Source organism: Limimaricola sp. AA108-03 (genome assembly GCF_050847355.1).
Classification (GTDB): domain Bacteria; phylum Pseudomonadota; class Alphaproteobacteria; order Rhodobacterales; family Rhodobacteraceae; genus Limimaricola.
Genome location: NZ_CP193757.1, coordinates 1 through 19,962, shown reverse-complemented (window position 1 = coordinate 19,962; position 19,962 = coordinate 1). Strand labels below are relative to the sequence as shown.

The 19,962-nt window shown below is 61.5% G+C and carries 21 protein-coding genes; 15 read left to right on the top strand and 6 right to left on the bottom strand.

The window, feature by feature from the left end; all coding sequences use genetic code 11:
- Window positions 1–3: 3 nt before the first annotated feature.
- Window positions 4–258 carry a metal-sensing transcriptional repressor gene (locus tag ACRAQ3_RS17255; protein WP_322338296.1) on the bottom strand — a complete coding sequence of 85 codons (255 nt, stop codon included), beginning with the start codon at window positions 256–258 and terminating at the stop codon, window positions 4–6.
- Between the two features lie 531 nt (window positions 259–789).
- Between ACRAQ3_RS17255 and ACRAQ3_RS17250 the strand changes: the two genes are divergently transcribed.
- The gene (locus ACRAQ3_RS17250) at window positions 790–1,437 is read left to right on the top strand and encodes a HupE/UreJ family protein (RefSeq protein WP_432256625.1); all 648 of its coding nucleotides are present in this window, start codon (window positions 790–792) and stop codon (window positions 1,435–1,437) included.
- A 16-nt stretch (window positions 1,438–1,453) separates the two neighbouring features.
- A complete protein-coding gene (locus tag ACRAQ3_RS17245; RefSeq protein WP_432256624.1) occupies window positions 1,454–2,296 on the top strand; it encodes a hypothetical protein in 843 nt (280 codons plus the stop codon).
- A 280-nt stretch (window positions 2,297–2,576) separates the two neighbouring features.
- Here ACRAQ3_RS17245 and ACRAQ3_RS17240 read toward each other — a convergent pair whose 3' ends face one another.
- Window positions 2,577–3,176 (bottom strand): recombinase family protein, encoded by a 600-nt coding sequence (locus tag ACRAQ3_RS17240; RefSeq protein ID WP_432256623.1) that lies wholly within the window; start codon window positions 3,174–3,176, stop codon window positions 2,577–2,579.
- Window positions 3,177–3,382: 206 nt separating this feature from the next.
- Here ACRAQ3_RS17240 and ACRAQ3_RS17235 point away from each other — a divergent pair, with 206 nt between their 5' ends.
- From ACRAQ3_RS17235 to ACRAQ3_RS17225, 3 genes are read left to right on the top strand one after another with little or no spacing between them, the layout of a single operon-like run.
- On the top strand, window positions 3,383–4,783 hold the full coding sequence (locus ACRAQ3_RS17235; protein WP_432256630.1) for a Mu transposase C-terminal domain-containing protein: 1,401 nt from the start codon (window positions 3,383–3,385) through the stop codon (window positions 4,781–4,783).
- Between the two features lie 2 nt (window positions 4,784–4,785).
- The gene (locus tag ACRAQ3_RS17230; RefSeq protein ID WP_432256622.1) at window positions 4,786–5,601 is read left to right on the top strand and encodes an AAA family ATPase; all 816 of its coding nucleotides are present in this window, start codon (window positions 4,786–4,788) and stop codon (window positions 5,599–5,601) included.
- Window positions 5,602–5,649: 48 nt separating this feature from the next.
- The gene (locus ACRAQ3_RS17225) at window positions 5,650–6,189 is read left to right on the top strand and encodes a recombinase family protein (RefSeq protein ID WP_432256621.1); all 540 of its coding nucleotides are present in this window, start codon (window positions 5,650–5,652) and stop codon (window positions 6,187–6,189) included.
- Window positions 6,190–6,302: 113 nt separating this feature from the next.
- Here the strand turns inward: ACRAQ3_RS17225 and ACRAQ3_RS17220 are convergent, their stop codons facing one another.
- Window positions 6,303–6,443 (bottom strand): hypothetical protein, encoded by a 141-nt coding sequence (locus tag ACRAQ3_RS17220; protein ID WP_432256620.1) that lies wholly within the window; start codon window positions 6,441–6,443, stop codon window positions 6,303–6,305.
- A 38-nt stretch (window positions 6,444–6,481) separates the two neighbouring features.
- Window positions 6,482–7,408 (bottom strand): hypothetical protein, encoded by a 927-nt coding sequence (locus ACRAQ3_RS17215; protein ID WP_432256619.1) that lies wholly within the window; start codon window positions 7,406–7,408, stop codon window positions 6,482–6,484.
- Window positions 7,409–7,579: 171 nt separating this feature from the next.
- On the opposite strand from ACRAQ3_RS17215, the gene ACRAQ3_RS17210 reads away from it, so the two are divergent.
- The 10 genes from ACRAQ3_RS17210 (at window position 7,580) to ACRAQ3_RS17165 (ending at window position 17,831) form a co-directional block, all read left to right on the top strand.
- Window positions 7,580–7,921, top strand: coding sequence for a helix-turn-helix domain-containing protein (locus tag ACRAQ3_RS17210; RefSeq protein WP_432256618.1), 342 nt, complete (start codon window positions 7,580–7,582; stop codon window positions 7,919–7,921).
- Window positions 7,918–8,799 (top strand): ImmA/IrrE family metallo-endopeptidase, encoded by an 882-nt coding sequence (locus ACRAQ3_RS17205; protein ID WP_432256617.1) that lies wholly within the window; start codon window positions 7,918–7,920, stop codon window positions 8,797–8,799. Before ACRAQ3_RS17210 ends, ACRAQ3_RS17205 begins: the two co-directional genes overlap by 4 nt.
- A 167-nt stretch (window positions 8,800–8,966) precedes the next feature.
- On the top strand, window positions 8,967–10,220 hold the full coding sequence (gene dcm / locus ACRAQ3_RS17200) for a DNA (cytosine-5-)-methyltransferase (RefSeq protein ID WP_432256616.1): 1,254 nt from the start codon (window positions 8,967–8,969) through the stop codon (window positions 10,218–10,220).
- Complete coding sequence (locus tag ACRAQ3_RS17195) at window positions 10,220–10,675, top strand: very short patch repair endonuclease (RefSeq protein ID WP_432256615.1); 456 nt, start codon at window positions 10,220–10,222, stop codon at window positions 10,673–10,675. The genes dcm and ACRAQ3_RS17195 overlap by 1 nt, the downstream gene beginning before the upstream one ends.
- Complete coding sequence (locus ACRAQ3_RS17190; RefSeq protein WP_432256614.1) at window positions 10,665–11,891, top strand: type II restriction endonuclease; 1,227 nt, start codon at window positions 10,665–10,667, stop codon at window positions 11,889–11,891. The genes ACRAQ3_RS17195 and ACRAQ3_RS17190 overlap by 11 nt, the downstream gene beginning before the upstream one ends.
- Window positions 11,892–12,175: 284 nt before the next feature.
- Window positions 12,176–12,763 (top strand): DNA-binding protein, encoded by a 588-nt coding sequence (locus tag ACRAQ3_RS17185; protein WP_432256613.1) that lies wholly within the window; start codon window positions 12,176–12,178, stop codon window positions 12,761–12,763.
- A gap of 217 nt (window positions 12,764–12,980) precedes the next feature.
- The gene (locus ACRAQ3_RS17180; protein ID WP_432256612.1) at window positions 12,981–13,418 is read left to right on the top strand and encodes a helix-turn-helix domain-containing protein; all 438 of its coding nucleotides are present in this window, start codon (window positions 12,981–12,983) and stop codon (window positions 13,416–13,418) included.
- A 247-nt stretch (window positions 13,419–13,665) separates the two neighbouring features.
- Window positions 13,666–15,546, top strand: coding sequence for a hypothetical protein (locus tag ACRAQ3_RS17175; RefSeq protein ID WP_432256611.1), 1,881 nt, complete (start codon window positions 13,666–13,668; stop codon window positions 15,544–15,546).
- The gene (locus ACRAQ3_RS17170; RefSeq protein ID WP_432256610.1) at window positions 15,543–17,051 is read left to right on the top strand and encodes a hypothetical protein; all 1,509 of its coding nucleotides are present in this window, start codon (window positions 15,543–15,545) and stop codon (window positions 17,049–17,051) included. Before ACRAQ3_RS17175 ends, ACRAQ3_RS17170 begins: the two co-directional genes overlap by 4 nt.
- Window positions 17,052–17,426: 375 nt before the next feature.
- Window positions 17,427–17,831, top strand: a complete 405-nt coding sequence (locus ACRAQ3_RS17165; RefSeq protein WP_432256609.1) for a hypothetical protein — start codon at window positions 17,427–17,429, stop codon at window positions 17,829–17,831.
- Window positions 17,832–17,840: 9 nt separating this feature from the next.
- On the opposite strand, the gene ACRAQ3_RS17160 is transcribed toward ACRAQ3_RS17165, so the two are convergent.
- Window positions 17,841–18,314 (bottom strand): hypothetical protein, encoded by a 474-nt coding sequence (locus ACRAQ3_RS17160; RefSeq protein ID WP_432256608.1) that lies wholly within the window; start codon window positions 18,312–18,314, stop codon window positions 17,841–17,843.
- Window positions 18,315–18,960: 646 nt separating this feature from the next.
- Window positions 18,961–19,818 carry a replication initiator protein A gene (locus tag ACRAQ3_RS17155; protein WP_432256607.1) on the bottom strand — a complete coding sequence of 286 codons (858 nt, stop codon included), beginning with the start codon at window positions 19,816–19,818 and terminating at the stop codon, window positions 18,961–18,963.
- Window positions 19,819–19,962: the final 144 nt, after the last annotated feature.

The following is a 19,962-nucleotide window of genomic DNA, read 5'->3' as shown; positions in this document are numbered from 1 at the left end:
GGCCTACAGCAGCTTCGCCAATGCCCGCAGCTCGTCGAGGTCACCTTCTCCATTGCCCAGACAATGATCGATGTGATCGTGGATCAAGGTGCGCTTCGCCGCCGTGATGGCCCGTTCGACAGCTTGCATCTGCGTTGCGATCTCGGTGCAGGAGCGCCCTGTTTCCAGCATGCCTATGACGTGGCGCAGATGGCCTTCGGCACGTTTCAGCCGGGTAATCAGGGCGGGATGGGTTGCATGGATATGGGGGTCTGTCATATCAGCTCAGTATCCCCCCCGGGGGGATGTGGCAAGTGTCGTGACCGCGCGCGATGCCTGAATGGCCGAGGGGAGCAGAGACGAGGTGTTCGGCAGGATCATTCTTACCATCGGCCTTGTGGCTTGGCTGATCGCGCCCTTGGGCGTGGCGGCGTCTCATGGCGCGGCACAGATCATCGCGTCGCTCACGAACGATGATCATACTGTCGCGGCCGCACCCCATGCCGAGGCCCCCGCGCCGGTGCTGCACGATGCGTCGGATCATGATCATCCTCTTCTGGCGATCCTGGCCGATAGGCAGGCGTCGCTTCGACTGCCAATGCCCCTGCCTTTGCCACGTGCCGGGCAGCCTGCGATGGCGCGAACACCTGAGAGGCCACGCCGCCCTCCGAGAGACTTGGCCGTCTGACCCATCGCAATCGGCAGTTCCTCTCAACAGGACATTCAATGAGACAAACCCCAATGCGCCCCCCGTCGCGGCGCAGCGGCACCAGTCAGGCCCTGAGCCTGTTCGGTTGTGCCGCTGCCTTGATGTTGCTTTCTTCGCAGGCCGCACAGGCACATGCCGTCACCCTTGGCGACAAGGGCTATATTCAGGAAACCACCGGAACACATCTCATCCCGTTCCTCTATCTGGGCGCCAAGCACATGGTGACCGGCTACGATCACATCCTGTTTCTTCTGGGTGTGATCTTCTTCCTTTACGGGATGAAGCAGATCTCGACCTATGTGAGCCTCTTCGCCATCGGGCATTCGACGACGATGCTGGCGGGCGTCTATTTCGACATCGGCATCAACAGCTACATCGTCGACGCGATCATCGGCTTCTCGGTCGCCTACAAGGCGCTCGACAATCTCGGAGCCTTCCGGGTGTGGTTTGGTGTCCAGCCGAGCACAAAGGCCGCGACGCTGATCTTCGGGTTCCTGCACGGCTTCGGCCTCGCCTCGAAGATCATCGATTACGACATGTCGCCCGATGGGCTGGTGCCCAATCTTCTGGCCTTCAATCTCGGCGTCGAGATTGGCCAATTACTGGCTCTTGCAGCGATCCTGGTCGTGATGACGCGCTGGCGTGCCAGCCCCTCCTTCGCGCGGCAGGCCTATGCCGCGAACGCTCTCATGATGACCGCCGGATTTGCCCTGATGGGGTTCCAGATCGCCGGCTTCCTCGTCGCCTGATTTACGGGAATACTTCATGCAACATCGTTTCGACGACCGGGACAGCGCGGTCTCGCCCCTGCGCGCGACACTGCGCTACGAGGCCAACTCCATGCCCGGCCAGACCGCCGCTCCTGTCGAGGGTTTGCACGCCGGCTCTTCGGGCCTGCTGAGAACCACACTGGGGGCCGCGGCCGCGGCGGGTGCGATCCTGCTCCTGTTCTGGCTTCCGGCCGAACACGGGATCGACCCCACCCGAGTTGGCCGTCTGCTCGGACTGACGGAAATGGGCGAGATCAAGCAACAGCTCTACGCAGAAGCCGAGGCCGAAGACGCGGCGCTTTCGGCCGCAATCCCAACCGGCCAGCCAGAGGCCACGAGCCCGGATCTCGCCATGCGGCTGGATGCCATCGAAGCGCAGCTCGCCAGCCTCGTGTCGACCCTCCAGGGCCCGTCCAGTGACGCAACTCCACAACCGGGTCAGATCATCGACGACACTGCTTGGGACAGCGATGCGACGCCTCCGCCCACCATCACGCCCACCGCGCGCCCCGAACCCCCGTCTATCGCCTGGACGGACGAAGCCTCCTATACGCTCGCACCGGATGAAGGGATCGAACTCAAGCTTTCGATGAACGAAGGCGCGACAGCGGAGTTCGAGTGGACTGCAAATGGATCGGTCCTGAACTTCGACACGCATGGCGAGGGTGCCGGCGAGACGGTCAGCTACGAAAAAGGCCGCGCCACACCCAGTCAGGCCGGACGCCTGACCGCCGCCTTCGATGGCAGCCACGGTTGGTTCTGGCGGAACCGGACCGAAGAGCCCGTGACGGTTACCCTCCGGGTCCGGGGGGACTACGCCGAACTACAAGTTCCATGAGCTACGGCCACTGGCGGCACCCGATGCGTCGCCAGTGGCCTTGACGCCCCGGGTAATAATTCACGCTTACAAAGAAATGGGCCAAAATCCGAAGTTCAGGGAAGTGCCGCGAACCTCGGCGTCAGTTCGCAATGCAGGCGGTCCAAGCGAGGCACAGCGAGCGACTTCTACTCATCTGAACTACCAGTGGCTTTGCAGATGCAGCACTGCCTGAGCGCCCGCAGCGAGCGGCAGGTTAGTCCGCTGAGTGTGAGTTCATGCGCCGCGCAGCGAACGGCGGCTATATCGCAGCCGAAGACGGATTCGCGCCTGGTGTCCGCTGCAAAACACGATAGACGGTCGGCCGCGATACGTCGAACAGCTCTGCCAGATCGGTGATCGAGTAATCGCCCGTGTCATACATGCGGCGCAATTCCGTCTGACGGCGATCCGATAGCTTTGGTTTTTTGCCCTTCAGCCTTCCCTTGGCCCGGGCGATAGCCATGCCTTCCCTGGTGCGCATTCTGACCAGATCAGCCTCGAATTCAGCGAAGGTGGCGAGAATGTTGAAGAACATCTTGCCCATCGGATCGGTCGGGTCATGGACCGATGCGCCCAGTGCCAGCTTGACGCCGCGCCTTTCCAGTTCATCTGCGATGGCCCGGGCGTCCGGGACCGACCGTGCCAGCCGATCCAGCTTCGGCACGACAAGCGTGTCCCCTTCACGGACAGCTGCCAGTGCTTGGGCCAGACCTGGCCGCTCCCGGTTCGTGCCGGTCAACCCATGATCGGTATAGATCCGATCTTCCGCCACATCGAGATCGAGTAGCGCTACCCGCTGCACGGCGAGGTCCTGTTTATCGGTCGAGCAGCGGGCATAGCCAATGCGGGTTTTTGACATGGGTGATCCTTGCGCCGAAATCGGCCGAGTTTCCTGCTGGCCGCCGTCGTGTGTAACGCAAGACGCCCCTCCAATGATACCATAACCGGACCAGTCAAATGAGAATCGTTTTCTGCCGCAAACGCTGGACCGAGGATCATCAATGATCCGGCGTCCGGTGAACGATCCCCTATCGGACAAAAAAGGAGAGGATCGTGAAGGAAGCGATGCGCAAGTTCGCTGTCCTTCGACCTCATCTTGACGAAGGTGTTCCGCTGACCGCCGCCGCCCGCGCGGCCGGCGTCCCGACCCGGACGGCACAACGATGGCTGTCGCGCTATCGGGCGAAGGGCCTGGATGGGTTGAAGCGCAAAGAAAGGTCGGACCAAAACACACGCAGGCTACCCGACGATCTGATTGCCCTGATCGAAGGGCTGGCGCTACGCAAACCCCGACGGTCCTGTGCTGCAATCCACCGGCGCGTTGCACACGCCGCCGAAAGCAGGGATTGGCCGGTTCCGTCCTACGGCACGGTGCATTCCATCATAAGGGCCCTCGATCCAGCGATGGTCACGCTGGCACAGGACGGCCCGGCAGCCTATCGGGATCGGTTCGAGCTGATCTACCGGCACAGGGCCAGCGCGCCGAACGCGATCTGGCAGGCTGATCACACGATGCTGGACACCCTGATCCTCGATGCGAACGGGAAGGTGGCACGCCCCTGGCTCACCGCGATAATGGATGATCATTCCCGCGCCATCGCCGGATATTCTGTGTTTCTCGGCGCGCCATCGGCGCTGCAAACCTCTCTGGCCTTGCGACAGGCCATCTGGCGCAAGCGGAACCCGGACTGGCCGGTCTGCGGCATCCCGGACGTCCTCTATGTAGATCACGGCAACGATTTCACATCGGAGCATCTCGACCAGGCGGCGGCTGCCCTGCGCATCCGGCTTGTCCATTCCGCCGTTGCAAGGCCACAGGGCCGCGGAAAGATCGAACGTTTCTTCGGCACCCTGAACACCGAGCTTCTACCCGAACTGCCTGGCAATGTGGTGAACGGGAAGCCGGTAACGCCGCCAAAGCTGTCGCTGCCTGAAGTGGACGCTGTCATTGGCGCTTGGATCACCGGCACCTACAACGTCCTTCCGCATAGCGAAACCGGGCTGTCACCGGTGGCGTCCTGGTGTGGAGATGGCTGGTTGCCGCAGATTCCGGACAGCCTTGAAGAGCTTGATCTACTGTTGGTAATGGCCGCGAAGCCCCGGCTCGTGCGGCGCGACGGTGTGCATTTCCAGGGGCTACGTTTCACGAGCCCGATCCTCGCTCCGTATGTCGGGGAGAGCGTGACCATCCGATATGATCCTCGCGACCTGGGCGAGCTGCGGGTGTTTCACAAGAACCGCTTCCTGTGCCGGGCCATCAGCCCGGAACATGCCCACGAGATAGTCACGCTGAAAGATATCCAGACAGCCCGCGCCGCCCATCGGCGTGTCTTGCGCCAGCAAATCAATGAGCGGGTCAGCGTGGTGGGCGAGTATTTGTCCGAAAAGTCGTCTCGCGAGAAAACCGGACCTCCCCCACGCCAGCGTCGTGCGCCAAAGCTCCGCACCTATCGGGCGGATGACTGAGCATGAGCATGACAGGGCATCGCAGCGGCACGTTCATTGCCACGAAAGAGCATCGCCGGTTTGCCGAGTTCGCCAGCGCCGTGCGGACCCATCGCTACATCGGCATCTGCTTCGGCCCGGCCGGCGTTGGGAAAACGATGTCAGCAAGGCGTTTCGCCCAGTGGGACAAGGCCGAGCCGCTGTTGCTGACATGGGGGCCGCGCGACCCTTCGGATGCAATCGCCTACGATGCGTTCGCCAAGGCGCGCATCGCCTTCTACACGCCGACCGTCGGCGGTCCCGTCCGGGAGGTCCGCAATGATCTGCGCCAGCTCATGTGCCGCATTGAAGGCTGCATCGATCTGGCGCTTTACCCCGAAGAAGTTCTTCCTCAACGCCGTGACCGGATCGAATTGTTGGTCATCGACGAGGCCGAGCGGCTTTCCACCCAGAGCCTCGAACATGTCCGCGACCTCTTCGACCGCACCGGTATCGGCGTCATCCTGATCGGCATGCCTGGTTTGGAACGCAAGCTGGAACGCTACCCACAGCTCTACAGCCGGATCGGCTTTGCTCACCATTATCGCCCCTTGAAAGGCGACGAGTTGACCTTTGTGCTCACCCGTCACTGGCGCAAGCTCGGTCTGCAACTGAACGATACCGACTTCACCGACCAGCAGGCCATCGCATCCATTTTCCGGATCACTGGCGGCAACTTCCGCCTACTGCACCGGCTGTTCGTTCAGATCGAGCGCATTCTCAGGATCAACGAACTGTCGCTTGTCACCGACGATGTGATCGAAGCCGCCCGTTCCACCCTCGTCGTCGGTGCCACATAACGCTGAAGAAATCGCGTCAGATAGCGGTGAAGGTCACAGAGGGCCGTCATGATCCTGGGCTACGCACGGGTCTCGACCGGAGGCCAGAACCTTGAGGCCCAAGTGGAAGCGCTCAAGGCGGCCGGGGCTGAACGGATCTACAGTGAGAAGATCTCCGGCTCGCAGCTGGATAGGCCGGAACTCGACCGTCTCCTTGACCAGCTGCGGCCCGGTGACGTTGTAGTTGTCGCGAAATACGATCGCCTGAGCCGATCGCTCCAAGACCTTCTGATAATCGTCGAGACGATCCGAAACAGAGGGGCGGGCTTTCGGTCTTTGGCCGAGGACATCGACACTACGACACCAGCCGGACGCTTGGTTTTTCATGTCATGTCTTCGATCGCTCAGTTCGAGCTCGAGCGCATCGCCGAAAGGACCAAGGAGGGGCTGGCTGCCGCTCGTAAACGTGGACGGGTGGGCGGTAGGCCTCCCGCCCTGTCCAATGAGCGTCGTGCTGAGGTTCAGCGGATGCGAGACCAAGAGGGCCGCTCGATTTCGGAATTGGCCCGGTTGTTTCAGGTTTCTCCGAATACCATCAGACGAGCATAAGGTCGTTTACCACCGCTGACCGTGCCTGTGGATTCACCAGCGAGCATGGGCACTGTTTGGCGATCCACAGGCCGGCCAAGATTGGCCTTTACGAGATCGATCGGATCATGTGTCTATCGCTTGCCCTTGTTCGGCCTCTGCGTCAGCGCCGAAGCCGCTGCGGACTTGGCCGCCTTGCTGGACTTGGGATCGCGCAGCACCTTGGATGCGGCGCTTGCCGCCTTTTTGCTGGTCACTTCCGTATTTCTTGCCATCTCTATCACCTCCTTTCTGTGTTTCTGCTGATGATCAGTCAGGCCGCAGCCCGGGTGTTCAGAAGGCCTGCGAGGCGCTCTTTCCACCCCTCGGTGTGCACGATACGGGCGAGATGCAGGTTTTGGTCGAGAATCTCCGCCTTACTCAGCTTCGAGAAGCCGCTCCAGCCTTTCCCGAAGACGTAGATCGCGTTCCCTTTGCGGATACTTTCGAGAACTACGATTCCCCGGTCAACAAAGACGTAGGCGATATAATCCGAGAACCCGCCGGTCCCGACGAATTGCTCATCTGGGCCATGGTCGAGGATCGTTTTCTGACGATCGAGAATTACACTTCTCGTGCTGTCAGAGCAGCGCTTCAGGGTCTCATCGAGGTGGGATTTCATCCGGGACCAAGGGTATTGGCCGGGCGGCAGCATTCTCCAAGACAGGCGACGGACCTGGAGGCGGTCAAAGCGGCCAAGATCCACCGTGAGGATGTCGCATTCCCCGAAAAGCTCGAGCAGCAGATTCACAGCATGCCGGATCGTATCGTGATTTTCTGGCATGTTCTTGAAAGGCGACGTGGTCGCATAGGCCACACCGTTTACCTCAACGTAATTCAGCTCGATACCAGCCGGGTTCTCGAAAATCCGCGGATAGCACGCGCGGTAGATATCCCTGAACTCCTCATGCTCCTGCCCATCCCATGTCTTCCAGCGCCAGCGGACGGTCCGGATGTATCGGTCCTCTTTCTCTTGATCCCGACAGGCGATCCATTTTCCGTCCGCATTAAGACGGCTGACCGGTCCAAGCGCTGTCGGCAGAACAGTGTCGCCACTGATCGGATGCTCCGGAAACCCGAGGCGATGTAACTTCTCCTTCTGAGAGGGGCTCAATTCGACGGCCAGACGTAGATCGGCGCCGTGCTCGATCTCCACAAGATGCTGCTCGATATTTCGAATGCGTTTTTTTCGGATAGTCATTCTGTAGCCTTTTCTGCACTTCCGTAAGGGCCGTCAGTCGTTCTGCTTGACGGCATGTCGGTTTAGTAGTATAAAACCCGACGTTTCCGTAGGAAACTTCCCTAAAGAAGAGGGCCTGACGGCCTTGCGAAAATCCTACTATCTACACATGATATCATATACGGAGTCGTAGTGTCAAGCTCTACGGAAGATGGTGCCGTTTTCGGACAGAGACTGCGCACCGCTCGTGAGAACCGAGCCCTTACTCAGGCCGAACTTGCCCGGCACGCCGGGCTCCAGCCGGCGGCAATAGGCCACTTTGAAGCTGGCCGCCGCAAACCTTCCTTTGCAAACATTCGAGCTCTCGCCAAAGCTCTCGAAGTCTCGTCGGACTACCTGCTCGGACGCGCTGCGGATATGAAGGGCGCCACTACAGCGTTTCGAAACGAAGAGAACCTGAGCCAAGCTGATCGCGAGAGTATCCAGATGATGATCGATACGCTGGCGAAGCGGCGGCGCGGGGACACGGAGTGAGCAAGTTCAGGCTGACGTTGGCACGCAGGAGAGGCGAGCAGATCGCCTTCCAGCATGGCTTTGACCGCTTCCCCGTAAATCCGTTCAGCATCGCCGAGAACGAGGACATCCTTGTAGAGGCAAAGGAGCCGGGCGTCGAAGGCGTCAGCGGCTGCATCGTATTCAACGACGACGGCGTCGGGATTATCTATGCCACTGACATCCGGAGCGAAGGTTTCCGGCGTTTCACAGTGGCGCATGAGCTGGGGCACTACTTCCTCGACGGCCATCCGGAAGAGATTTTGAAAACAGCGCCCGTGCACTTCTCCCGGGCTGGTTTCACGCAAGGCGACAGCTCTATCGAGGTGGAGGCCGACCACTTCGCCTCGGGACTGCTGATGCCGTCGAGGCTGGTTCGCGAAAGCCTATACACTGCTTCCGTCGGCTTGTCGGGTATTCGATGCCTGGCCCAGGATGCGGAATGTTCGCTGACCGCCTCGGCGATCCGTGCAGCGGAATGCGCTCCATATCCCATGGCAGTGATCGTGAGCCGCGGCGAACACGTCGCCTACGGGTTCCTCTCCGAGAGCTTCAAGAAGCTCGGCCGTCTGCGATTTCTTCGAAAGGGTGATCTGCTGCCGGAGACGGCAACACGAACCTTCAACCGGAGTCCCGCCAACGTGCGGGATCGCCGCGAAACATGTGAGGAGACTACTGCTGAAAGGTGGTTTGCAGGCCCTCAGGTGGCGCTCGACGAGGAAATCGTCGGCCTTGGCCGCTACGGGTTTACCCTTACCGTCCTGACCGCCGAGAACCTCACCGAGGACCTTGGCGAAGAAGAGGACGAGGAGCAGAAGCTTGTCGAGAGCTGGACACCGAAGTTCGCCTACGGTCGGTAGGAGCGTCTCTCATGGATTTGTGGTCTCGCATGCGGTGCGGCTGGGCTACTTGGATGGCATAGCCGAGGTGCCAGCTCGCGGAATTCCATTCACGTAATGTTCTTTTTCGATTGATGCCCGGGAACAATCGTGACAACTTGGCCAAAAATGACACAGAGGAAGCTCCAGTGAACGCCGAGAACCCCGCGAACTTCGAGGAGCTTATGCATCGTGCAGGTCTCGATATCGAGGCCACAGCCGAGCTGCTGGACATGAGCGAGCGCAGTGTGCGCAGGTATCTGGGAGGGGAAGCCAAACGCCTCGACCGGCTCAAGTTGGAGAAGCTCAGGGAAGCAGCCGATGCAGCTTGCGGCGAGCGGCCAGCTTCCAGTTTCTCATTTGTGGATCTGTTCGCGGGTATCGGGGGACTCCGGCGGCCGTTCGAGGACATCGGAGGCCGTTGCGTATTTACCTCCGAATGGGATCGCTTCAGCCGGGAAACCTATGCAGCCAACTTCCCGGAGCCTGCCGACAGCGAGCATAGGTTGGAAGGCGATATTCGTCCCTTTGCGGCAGATCCTTCCACCATCCCGGAACACGATGTTCTGCTGGCAGGTTTCCCATGCCAGCCCTTCTCGATTGCCGGTGTTTCCAAGAAAAACGCTCTTGGCCGCCCTCATGGCTTTCTATGCGATACCCAAGGGACGCTCTTCTACGATCTCGCCAAGATCATTGCTCATCACCGCCCGCCCGCGTTCCTGCTGGAAAACGTGAAGAACCTCGAGCGGCATGACGGTGGCAAGACTTTCGCCACTATTATGCATGTTCTGACCAAGGAACTGGGCTACAACGTCAGCAAGCGCGTTATCAGCTCTGCTCCTTGGGTGCCTCAAAAACGGGAGCGCATCTTTATTGTCGGGTTCCGAGAAAAGACTGCTTTCAATTTCGATGATCTGGTGGTCCCGGAGGGGGATGGGCCAACACTCGGCTCAATCCTCGATGCCGAAGTCGATCCAAAATATACTCTGACGCCGCGCCTGTGGCGCTACCTGCAAGACTACAAGGCTAAGCATTCCAAAGCTGGAAACGGTTTCGGGTTTTCCCTCTTCGGCCCCAATGATGTCGCGCGAACCCTATCTGCCCGCTACTACAAGGACGGGTCGGAGATCCTGATCGCACAGGAGGGGGATCGCCCCCGGCGATTGACCCCCCGAGAATGTGCCCGGCTGATGGGGTTCGAGAAGCCGGGACAGACTTCATTCCGCATTCCGGTATCCGACACACAGGCCTACCGTCAGTTCGGAAACGCGGTCGTGGTTCCCGTTGTCTCCGCGGTCGCCCGGCTGATGCAGCCCCATCTCGAGACAGCCTTGGAAAGGGCTGGTCAAAAAATGCCGCCCCGCCAAGAAATCCTTCCGTTGTCAGAGGTTGCTACCGGCTGATGCCGGCGGATATTGTCTCGCCGGCAGTGCGATCGCGCATGATGGCCGGGATCAGGGGAAAAAACACGAAGCCTGAGCTGCTGCTGCGATCAGAGCTGCATCGGCTGGGGTTTCGTTTCCGTCTTCATAGACAAGACCTACCTGGACGTCCCGACTTGGTATTCCCAAAACGGGGGGCTGCGATCTTCGTGCATGGGTGCTTCTGGCACGGACACGACTGCCACCTCTTCCGGCTTCCGAAATCTCGGACAGAGTTTTGGAAAGAGAAGATTGCCGGGAATGTTGCCCGAGACCAGCGCCAAATAGCGGCCTTAAAAGAAGCTGGCTGGCGGGTCGGCATAGTCTGGGAGTGCGCGATGAAAGGGCGCACCAGGTTGCCTTTGAATATAGTGATGAGCCAGTGTGCGTCTTGGTTAGTATCGAGCGCACAGGAGATGGAAATACATGGTGATTAAACGGGGGCACTTGGGTGATTATTTCGAAGGCGTCGGCGTAAAGCGTTTGTCTGCCGTTGATGCCAACCCAAGGAGATCGAACCAGCACGAAGTCGGCACTACGGCCAAGATGCGAACCGACTTCCTTGGTGAGGCACACAACCGTTTTGGTGCGGTTTATGTCTGGCTTGGAGAGGATCAGGAGGGGTTCTCGGAAGAGGGATGGGCCACACATTACGATGCACGTGAAAACCATCCTACTCGCGCTCCTGAATGGCGCCTCTACTATCCTGCCAACTCGGTCACAGAGGCAATGACCGAAGGGGACACCCTATTCCTTGCCAAGCATCAGAACGGAACCTTGTGGTTCATTGTCGCTCCGGAGGGATCTACCAGCGAGCAGCAGCTTTTCTGGTTGTTCGGAATTCGGCCTGAAGGGCGATCCTTCGTATCCCGCGAGGTCGCTGAGGATGAGCCCCGCCTCGATTTTGCAGCACGGTTCATCCTTGAAGAACTTGGCATCGAATTTGAAGAACCCGAGGCTGATAAACTGGACACGATCATCGATCGTTTCGGGCTAACTTTCCCTACGACAGTCGTGATGTCAGATCTTGCGCGGCTCACCATGCCAGAGGTGAGGGCGGAAGATGATCCTGATGCGGCCCTGATGGCATGGCTTGACCAAGAAGAAGCGATGTTCCGGCGTTTGGAGCGCCGCATCGTCTCCGAGCGTCTCCGCGAAGGCTTCATGAACGGTGAGGAAACGGATGTAGATGGTTTCCTACAGTTTTCGCTCTCCGTTCAGAACCGCCGGAAATCCCGGATGGGGCACTCCCTTGAGCACCACCTGGCAGCGGTATTCAGAGCATTTGATATCCTGCATGAGCGAGGGGTCATCACGGAGCACCGCCACAAACCGGACTTCTTGTTTCCCGGGGCTGAAGCGTATCATGCAGCTCCGGCAGAAGGTCGGCCCGGGCTAATGATGCTGGGGGCAAAGTCCTCATGCAAAGATCGCTGGCGGCAGGTTCTGGCTGAAGCCGCCAAGATCAGTCGCAAGCATCTACTTACCCTCGAACCAGGTATATCTGAGCCACAGACTGAACAGATGGAGGCATCTGCTTTACAGCTCGTTGTTCCTTCTCTCCTCCATGGTAGCTACACCCAAGCTCAAAGAACGTGGCTGTGGAGCTTATCAGACTTCTTGGCCGAGATAGCCAAATATCAAAGGACTTAGGAAGGGAGCTACTGGCGCGGTTGGAGCGCAGCTGAAGCAGGAACCCAATCTTCAGTGCCTTACCCCATGCTACCGAGCTTCGACTTTGCCAGACATCAGTGCGGATGCACCTGTCATATCCTCATTCACTGAAAAAGAACCTTATGTATCCCGGGGTTATTCATTACTGCCGGGTTAAAGAGGGCGTAGGAGCACCTTCCAGCTTCGAGCAAGTCTCTTACACTTTACTGTATGTATTACGCGTATTACACTTTACATACGCGTAATACATACAGGTGGTGTAGATGGAAATTGCAACGCGCGAGGCGGTCCGTGAGGCTGCCGAGAAGATCATGCAGACAACGAAGAAGTCTGCTTCCGAAGTAAAGGCAGCAGAGGTCCGCGAGGTCATCAAGGGCGGGTCATTCAGCACGATCAACAAGAGGCTCGCAGAGTGGCGGGCCGAGCGTGAAGAGAAAGCCCTTTTCCGCAGTGCAATCCCCGATATGCCGGACGAGGTCCGCGGGCTCTGGGAGAGGGTCTGGCAGATCGCGGACGCCCAGCATCACGAGGTCCGGGATGCTTGGGCGCAGGAAAAGAAGGGTCTCACGAGAGATATCGAAGAGCGGGACACCGAGATCGCACGGCTTGAGGATGAGGTTTCCAAGATCCAAGCCGAGTTCGAAACCATGAACCGACAGGTCGAGGAGGCCCGTGAGGCACTCGCGGCTGCGGAAAATGAGCGGGCGCTGGCCATCGCGCGTGCTGAAACCGCCTCGGAACAGCAGGACCGGATCATCGAGAAACTCACCGCACGGCTCGAGCCCTATCTTTCCGCGAAAGAAAGCGATCCGAACCTGCCCCAAACGGCAGAAACCCGCAAAGAGGCCTGAGGCTCGCAGCAAGAAAACCGCGGCTGGGCAGCAGCCCTTTGAGACGGGGGCACCGGTGCCGAACGCTCTATGGCCGCCGTCGCCTCCCCTCGCCGATGCGGGCTGAGCAGCGCGAACGCCGCATCGCCATGCCAGCCCCCGGCCATCTGCGTGGGCCGTTTTGAAAGCGGCCAATTTTTACCTTTGTCCACTCCGTTCACAGCAACGGAGAGTGACAATGAACCTCGACAACCCCCTCACCTGGCACCTCGACGCCGAGGCGTCCGATCTGGAACTCCTTACACGGGATCGTCTGATCGCGCGCTGGCAGCACGGCAGCGACAGCTTCTTCTGGCGTGCCCAGGAATCCCGCCGGCTCGTGCCGCGGCAGGCGGGCGGCCTACTGCGCTACGTCTGGGCTGACGTCCTTGCCTTCGAGGGCGGTCCCCCGCCGGCCGGGCTGGAAGCGGCCTATCGCCGGAACCTGCTGACCGAGGATCAGGTCGCCGCGTTCTGCGCCTGCTCCACGGGCAGCATCATCGACCAAGCCAGATCCGGCCTGCTTCCCTGTCGCAGGATCGGGCGCGCCTATCGCTTCGTCCCGGCGGAAGTCGAGCGCTGGCAGGCGCGCCGCTGGCGCCCCCGGTCGCGCCGGGACCAGGGGTCGGCGCAGTGAAGGCCGCGCCTGCGGCATGGACCAGGGCAAACGAACGGGAGCCGGCAGGCAGCGCGGGAGGACCCGGCCGCGCCCCGAGCTTCGGGCCCCGGCGTGAACACCAAATCCTGCAATTCTGGCCGGTTACAGCCCGATGAATCGAACGGGGGGTGAAGTTTATGGCCCAAACTTCGCCCCCCGTTCCGTTCATCTGGTCGCGGATGAACGGCCCCGGAGCCGAATGACAACTCAACAAAGGTAATGAACGATGAATCTCTCCCAATCTCCCAATCTCTCGAACCTCAGCGATGTGCGCCTGCTGCTTCCGGCGATCTACTCGGAGGCCTCGGCAAAGGTCTACGATGCGGCGCTGAAGAAGGCGGCCCGACTGACCGGCCGGAAGCTGACGCAGCTTCCGGCCGACGAGCGGGCTTGGGCCATCCTGGCGGCCACCATAGTCTGGGCCGGGGAGTTCCGCGGTGCGACGCCGGGCGACCAGGAGCGCGCGTTCGATGCCTGGGTCAAGAGGGTCGGCAACGCCATCTCCAGCGCCAAGGCGCACCTTGCCCAGCCGGTTGCCGCCGTGAACGAGGACGCCGCGTGGGCGCGGTTCGAGGCTTATGCGTGCGAGGTCGAGAACACCTTCGACGAGCAGGGCGTTCGCCTGCTGCCGAACATGTTCTCCAAGTCGGTTGCGAACCTTCGGGCCCGGTGCCGTAATACCCACCCGGCGCGGCTTGACACCGCAACCGTGACGCAGGCGCTGGAGACGGCGCCGCCAGACAAGGCGTCAACGCTTCGCAACTCGATCGCGGCCCTGAACCGGCTGATCGCCGACCGGGCGCGGCATCCGGCGATCGCGGACCTGCTGCCGACCGGGCCGATCGGGCCGCTGCCGCGCATCCGCGACACACCGCTCGACTGGAGCCGGTTCGGGCCGGAGTTCCTGAAAAGCCGTGACCGCGCCATCCGCCTCGCGATCCGCGGCGAAGGACAGCAGCGCGATCGCTTCGGCGGCAAGCTCGGGCAGGACCCGCTCGCCGACCGGCGCGCGGCACGCAAGGGGCGAAGACGGCCGGTCCGCAACGTGGACGCGCGCCGCAAGGGCCATCTCAACGCGCTGAGCTGGCTTGTCCGCCATGCCTGCGAGGATCGCGAGGACGCCTACCGGCTTACGCGGATAGAAGACCTCTTCACCGCCGAGACGATCGAGCGGGCGGTGGCCACTTACGTGGCACGCGCGCAGGCCTCCGCGGTGCTGCTCGATCCGGAGACCACCTCCAGCGGCACCACCATCCTGTCGACCCTCGAGACGCTGGCGCGGCGCAACGGCTATGACGAGGAGGTGCTCTGGGCGATCGACGACGCCCGCTACGAAAAAGTCGACAGCTACCAGGCGCGCGAGATGTCGGTCGAGCGCGAGCAATTCATCAAGCTGGTGGAGCGCGACCCGGCAGTCGCGCGGGCAATCGTCTCCGGCCCCCGCCGGCTCGCCGCCGAAGCACAGGATGCCTTCGAGAACTGGGAGAGCCTTGGCGCCCGTGCCCGTAGCGAAGCGTTGCATGTTGCGATGGGTGCGGCGCTGATGGCGCTGCAACTGGCACGGTCGGTGCGCTCGAAGAACCTCAACGGGCTGATCATCGACGGTCCGGGTGCCGAACTCTTGCGGCCGCTCCGCGAGAGCCGCCCATGGCTCGACATCGCTCGCGGCCGGGTCAAGAACCGCCGTCCCATCGAGGGCGAGATCCCGCAGCGGCAATGGGAGGTCATCGCGAGCTGGCTCGACGAGGGCCTGCCGCGCTGGTGCGCGGCGAAGGGGATCGACACCGAGGCGAATGTGCATCTCGTGCCAGGCCCGAACGGCCTGCTTTCGCGCCAGAGCTTCAATCGCATTTGGAACCGCTGCATGGCCCGGCTCGGCATTCCCGGGTTGCAACCGCACATGATGCGCCACGTGGCGGCCACACTGTGGCTCGCCGCCCATCCGGGGGACTACGCCACCGTCGCCGCGTTTCTCGGCGACAGCCCGAAGACCGTGGAGAAGTTCTACGCCCGCGGCGAAGGCGCCGCGGCCGCGAAACTTTTCGGCGAGGTTCTCGAAAGCCTCGATCCCACCCTCGAGGCCTTCCTCAAGCGGAGTGCAGCATGACCCTCTCTTCCCGAACCCGCCGGGCGGACGCCCTTCCCGAACGCCTGCCGGACGTGCCGCCCGTGGTTGTCACGGGGATGCAGGACCACCTGCGGGCGCAGGACTTCCCTGCCCGTGGCATGGCCGCGGCGATGCAGGATTTCTACGCGCGGCTCCGGGCCGCCGGTCTGCCGCCGGAGCTGGTGACGCCCGAGATCTACGACGCCGTCGGCACCTCCCGCTCGCGTCTCCGGGCGCTGCTGGCCGGACTCCGGGCCTTCGCTCCCGAGGTGCCGCTGGCGCCGGCTGCGGAGGTCACGCGCCGCTGGGACGCCTGGCTTAACGCGCGTTACAATGCGAAACCTCGCAAGCCCCGCGCCAGCCAGCTCAATGGCCTGCCGGCCGCGGAGTGGCCGGAAGCCTGGCAGGCGGCGCTGCCAGCGCTCGACCGGACGGTCCGGCCCTACGGCAATCCCTTGCGGCCGCTGGAGCCCAAGACCCGTGCCGCGGTCGTCAGTGCCGTGGGACTGCTGGCGGTCAGCCGGACCTGGGCCGAAGGGCAGGGGGTCTCGTGCCCTGACACCCCCTCGCCCGACCTCTTCGAGGTCTTCGAGCGCTATCTGCTCCTCGAGCGGGAGGTGAGCTACCGGACGGGGTCGGACTACTTCGAGCGTCTGCGCATGTTTTTCCTGCGCGCGGGCCTGCTCGACCGGGACAGCCTCGCCGCACTCGAGGAGATTACGGGCGCGCTCACGGAAGCGGCAGGCGACGAGGAACCCGGCAAGCGCGCGACGCTGCACGCGTTCCGCCGCCGGTTTCGCCTCGGCGATGTGCTCCACCGCGCGATGGACGCCGAGGCCGAGGCCTCCCTCCTCCCGGCCCACACGACCGCGGCGTTGCGCCTGCGCCAGACGGCGGTCGCCTACGCGCTGCTCGTCAATACGGGCGATCGCCAGGGCGATCTCCGGCACGCCCGGATCGGGCACGAGCTTGTCAGGGATACCGACGGCATCTGGCGCCACGACCTGCGGCAGGGGAAGACCGGAGGCCGCAAGGAGATGGAGGCGCTCTGGCCGGGAACCTGTGCGTTGCTCGATGCCCATGTTCTGGCCGACCGGCCCGCCTGGCGGATCGAGGATCGCATAGCCGAGCTCGAGGATATGAACCTGCTGACGCTGTCGGACGCCGTGCTGCACAGGAACTTCCTCAACCGCAGACTCGAGGCGGACTTCCAGCTCTACGACGAGCCAGTTGCGGAGAATGCGCCTCGGGCGAAGCTGACCGGGCATCTGATCCGCACGCTGATCGTTGACGCCATTCGGCGCAGCCGTCCCGACGCGCTCTGGGCCGCGCAGCACATGCTGGGCCATGCCGAGCGGACGATGCAGGAAACCTACCGCACCGCCTTCGCCGAAACCGCCGCCGTGCAGGCGATGGATCGGCGGCTGGAAGAGGTCGAGAACTCGAACGGGGTGTCCAGCCGTGCCTTGGACAGCCAGTTGGGCGGTCGCCGGTGCCCCTCATGAGACGGTTCGGTCCACCGGGCTTCGACGTCCGGGGCCGGACGATACTGGACCGTGCCGAGCATCTCCTTGCATCGCCTCCTCAATAAGCCTTTGAACACCTCCAAGGACGTTCTCTCTTGCCGAGATAACGGCTGGCGAAGCTGCTTAGACATAACCCGTCGGGTTCCCGAGAGGCGTTGCCGCATCAAGGAACCTGGTTAGCCAGCGATAAAGATGGAGTGCGAAGGGGGGGGACCCGGGTAGGGCGCGGTCCTCTGGTTGAGACCGCGCCGGACCGGGGCCCCTGGAGAAAGGGAAGACCGGAAAATCAAGGCACCATCCAAGCGGCTCTATTGACCGGCACAGAACGCCGTCGCTTCGGAAACGGAGGTTTCCATGTCCCTGATCACGACCATCGCCCCCTGCCCTTTCAGGGCAGCGGAGACCGCGCTCAGGCGGTTTCTCCTCGGCCACGCCGAGGCACTGGTGAGCGCCGCCGGCCTTCTCGGAGAGCAGCCCGCCGTCCGGCGCACCGCCCGCCTGCTCGAGGAGCTGGTCGATGCGCCGCGCCTCACCCGTCGCCTGCGTCTCGAGCTGGTGGAACTGCACCGCTTGCTGGCGCTCGACCGCGTCGACGAGCCGGAAAGCCTCGAAGCTGCCTGCTTCGCAAAGATCGACCCTGCGTCTCCGGCAGTCGAGGAGATTTGCGAACTGACGGACATGCTGCGTGCACATCTCATCGCACTCGCAACATCCGAGGAGGGCGATCCTGCCTGGGAGGAAATTCTCTCGGCGGCCTGACCACCTCCCTCAGCCCCGCCACAGCGGGGCTGTCTTGACGCGCATGATCGCGCGCCGGCCAAGAAGGAGATGATAAGGATGGCCCATCAGAAATGTAACGACTTCCAGGTTCAAGCCCGAGCGCTCCTCGCGGTGCGGCACGGGCGAGAGCTCGGGGAACAGGTTGCCGCTATGCGCGACGCCCCGACAGGAGATCTTCCCCGGACAAGTCTGTCCGCAACGCTGCGGCGGCTTGCGGCCGGCGAAGTCACCGACGAACGGGACATGGTCGTGTTCGAGGCCCTCCAGAACGGTCTTGCAGCACGCATGTCGCTCGAGATCGTTGGCAGCAGGACGGAGCTCCGGCGCGTTGGATATGATGAGGATGGCGAGCTCTGGGCTCCGGTAGAGGTGACCGCCTATTCTGACTGGGGCGATGAGGCCCGAGCTGTCCACGACCGTCTCGAACGCTTTCTCGAGCTTCGACAGCAGCTCCTCGATCAAGCCACTGCCGAGCGTCTTGCCCGGCAGCTTCTTCGCTGAACTGACGGCGCCTCAATGGGGCGCCGTTCTTGAGGGGATCATTCTCCCACGTCATCTGCTGGATCACCGATGGCCAGCGCGCCGACATCTTCTCCTTTGGCTGCTGTCTGTCGGCGCGCTTCTTGAAAGTTTGAAGTTACCTACAGCGACAGGCGGAGCGGGTGATAACTCTGCTGGGTTGAAACAAGTGACGACTCTTTACTCGTCTTCCAAGCAGGCTATCAGGGTTCCGCCAACCTCTCGTGCCTCCCATGACACATCGCCCATGTCGCATTCTCTCAGGAATTTGTAACTGGCCGGAAGCACTGCCTCTACTCTCTCGATCCTGTAAAGTTTGTCCTGATCATGACCTGTTGCAATGATTTCCTGTTCCTCAGTGATGCCCACATATCTCGGCGCATAGTTGTCCACAGGTCCTGCTCTCCACTCTTTCCGTTAAATATATAGGTTAAAGAAGTTAAGCCGAATCAAAAGCGGAATTACTTCCAGCAAATCAAAGCCTTATGACTGCCCTAAGGGAGTAGAAACCCGTGAGTAGGGGAGTAGAAACCCGTGGCATGGGGGAGTAAAAACCCGTGTGGGGCGCCGGGGAGTAAAAACCCGTGTCTCATAGTAGTAGCTGGCGGTAGCGCATACGCAGCAAGGGATCGCCGTTTGCACCTTTCTCCTCGATCAGCTCGTAGGTGGGGATCTTCTCTGCGGCAATGGCTTTGCGCAGAGCCTTGGCGAAATCGGCATACCGCATCTGAGAGCCTGAGCGTCGATGCAGATCGCGGAACGAGAACGCCCATCCATCCGAGTTGTCGAGTCCATTTCCGGCGTGCCTCCTGGCAAGCCGATACAAGAACCGGTCGAGCCCAGAAGTGAGGTCGAAGTAGAGCGGTGTAATGCTCAACACCTCTTTGCGACTACCGGTTACGGCCCGGTAGATCCATGTCGGAATGGTCATCTGAGCGCCAAGCGGCTTGGCGTGGCCATCAGCATCTTTGATCTCATCGAGGGTGAAATCCGAGATCAGGTTGAAATCTTCGTGTCTGTCTTTCCGATCATGGCGACGGATCGTCGTTCGGATGCGGGTTGCCCGCAGGCGGTTCATGGCTGCCTTAAACCGCTCGTATTCTCGGCCACCTACCCTGCCCATGCTGTCGCACCAGCGAATGCTCTTCATAAGGTCATATGGCCGAAAGGAGATCGTTTGCGCCGGCGTTTCGCCTCGCTCCACCGCGGCGTTGAGCTGCGAAATGGCCCATATCACCAGATCGAAATCCCATATTGTGGCGATGTCGTCGCCCTCGGTTGAGGTGATGACTACCTGCTGGCCGCTCGGGCCTTCCCATTCGATACGGCGCTGGCCTCTCTTCGCGATCGACACCATGGGCGCGCTCATCATCTCCTTGTCGTCTCGCAAGGGAACGTCGCCGATGAGCGCCACAAAGAGGTCGAGTTGCTCTTTAGCAGTGCTCACTCGTCCGAATCCTGCGTAGATGCGTGCTTGCGTAGATACGCACGCGTAGCTTCATCAAGGATGTCTTGGTGCGTCCGGCCGGTCTCGAAAGACAGACGCCGCAGTGCTTGGTAGGTCTCACCATCGAGCACCAAGCTCAACCTC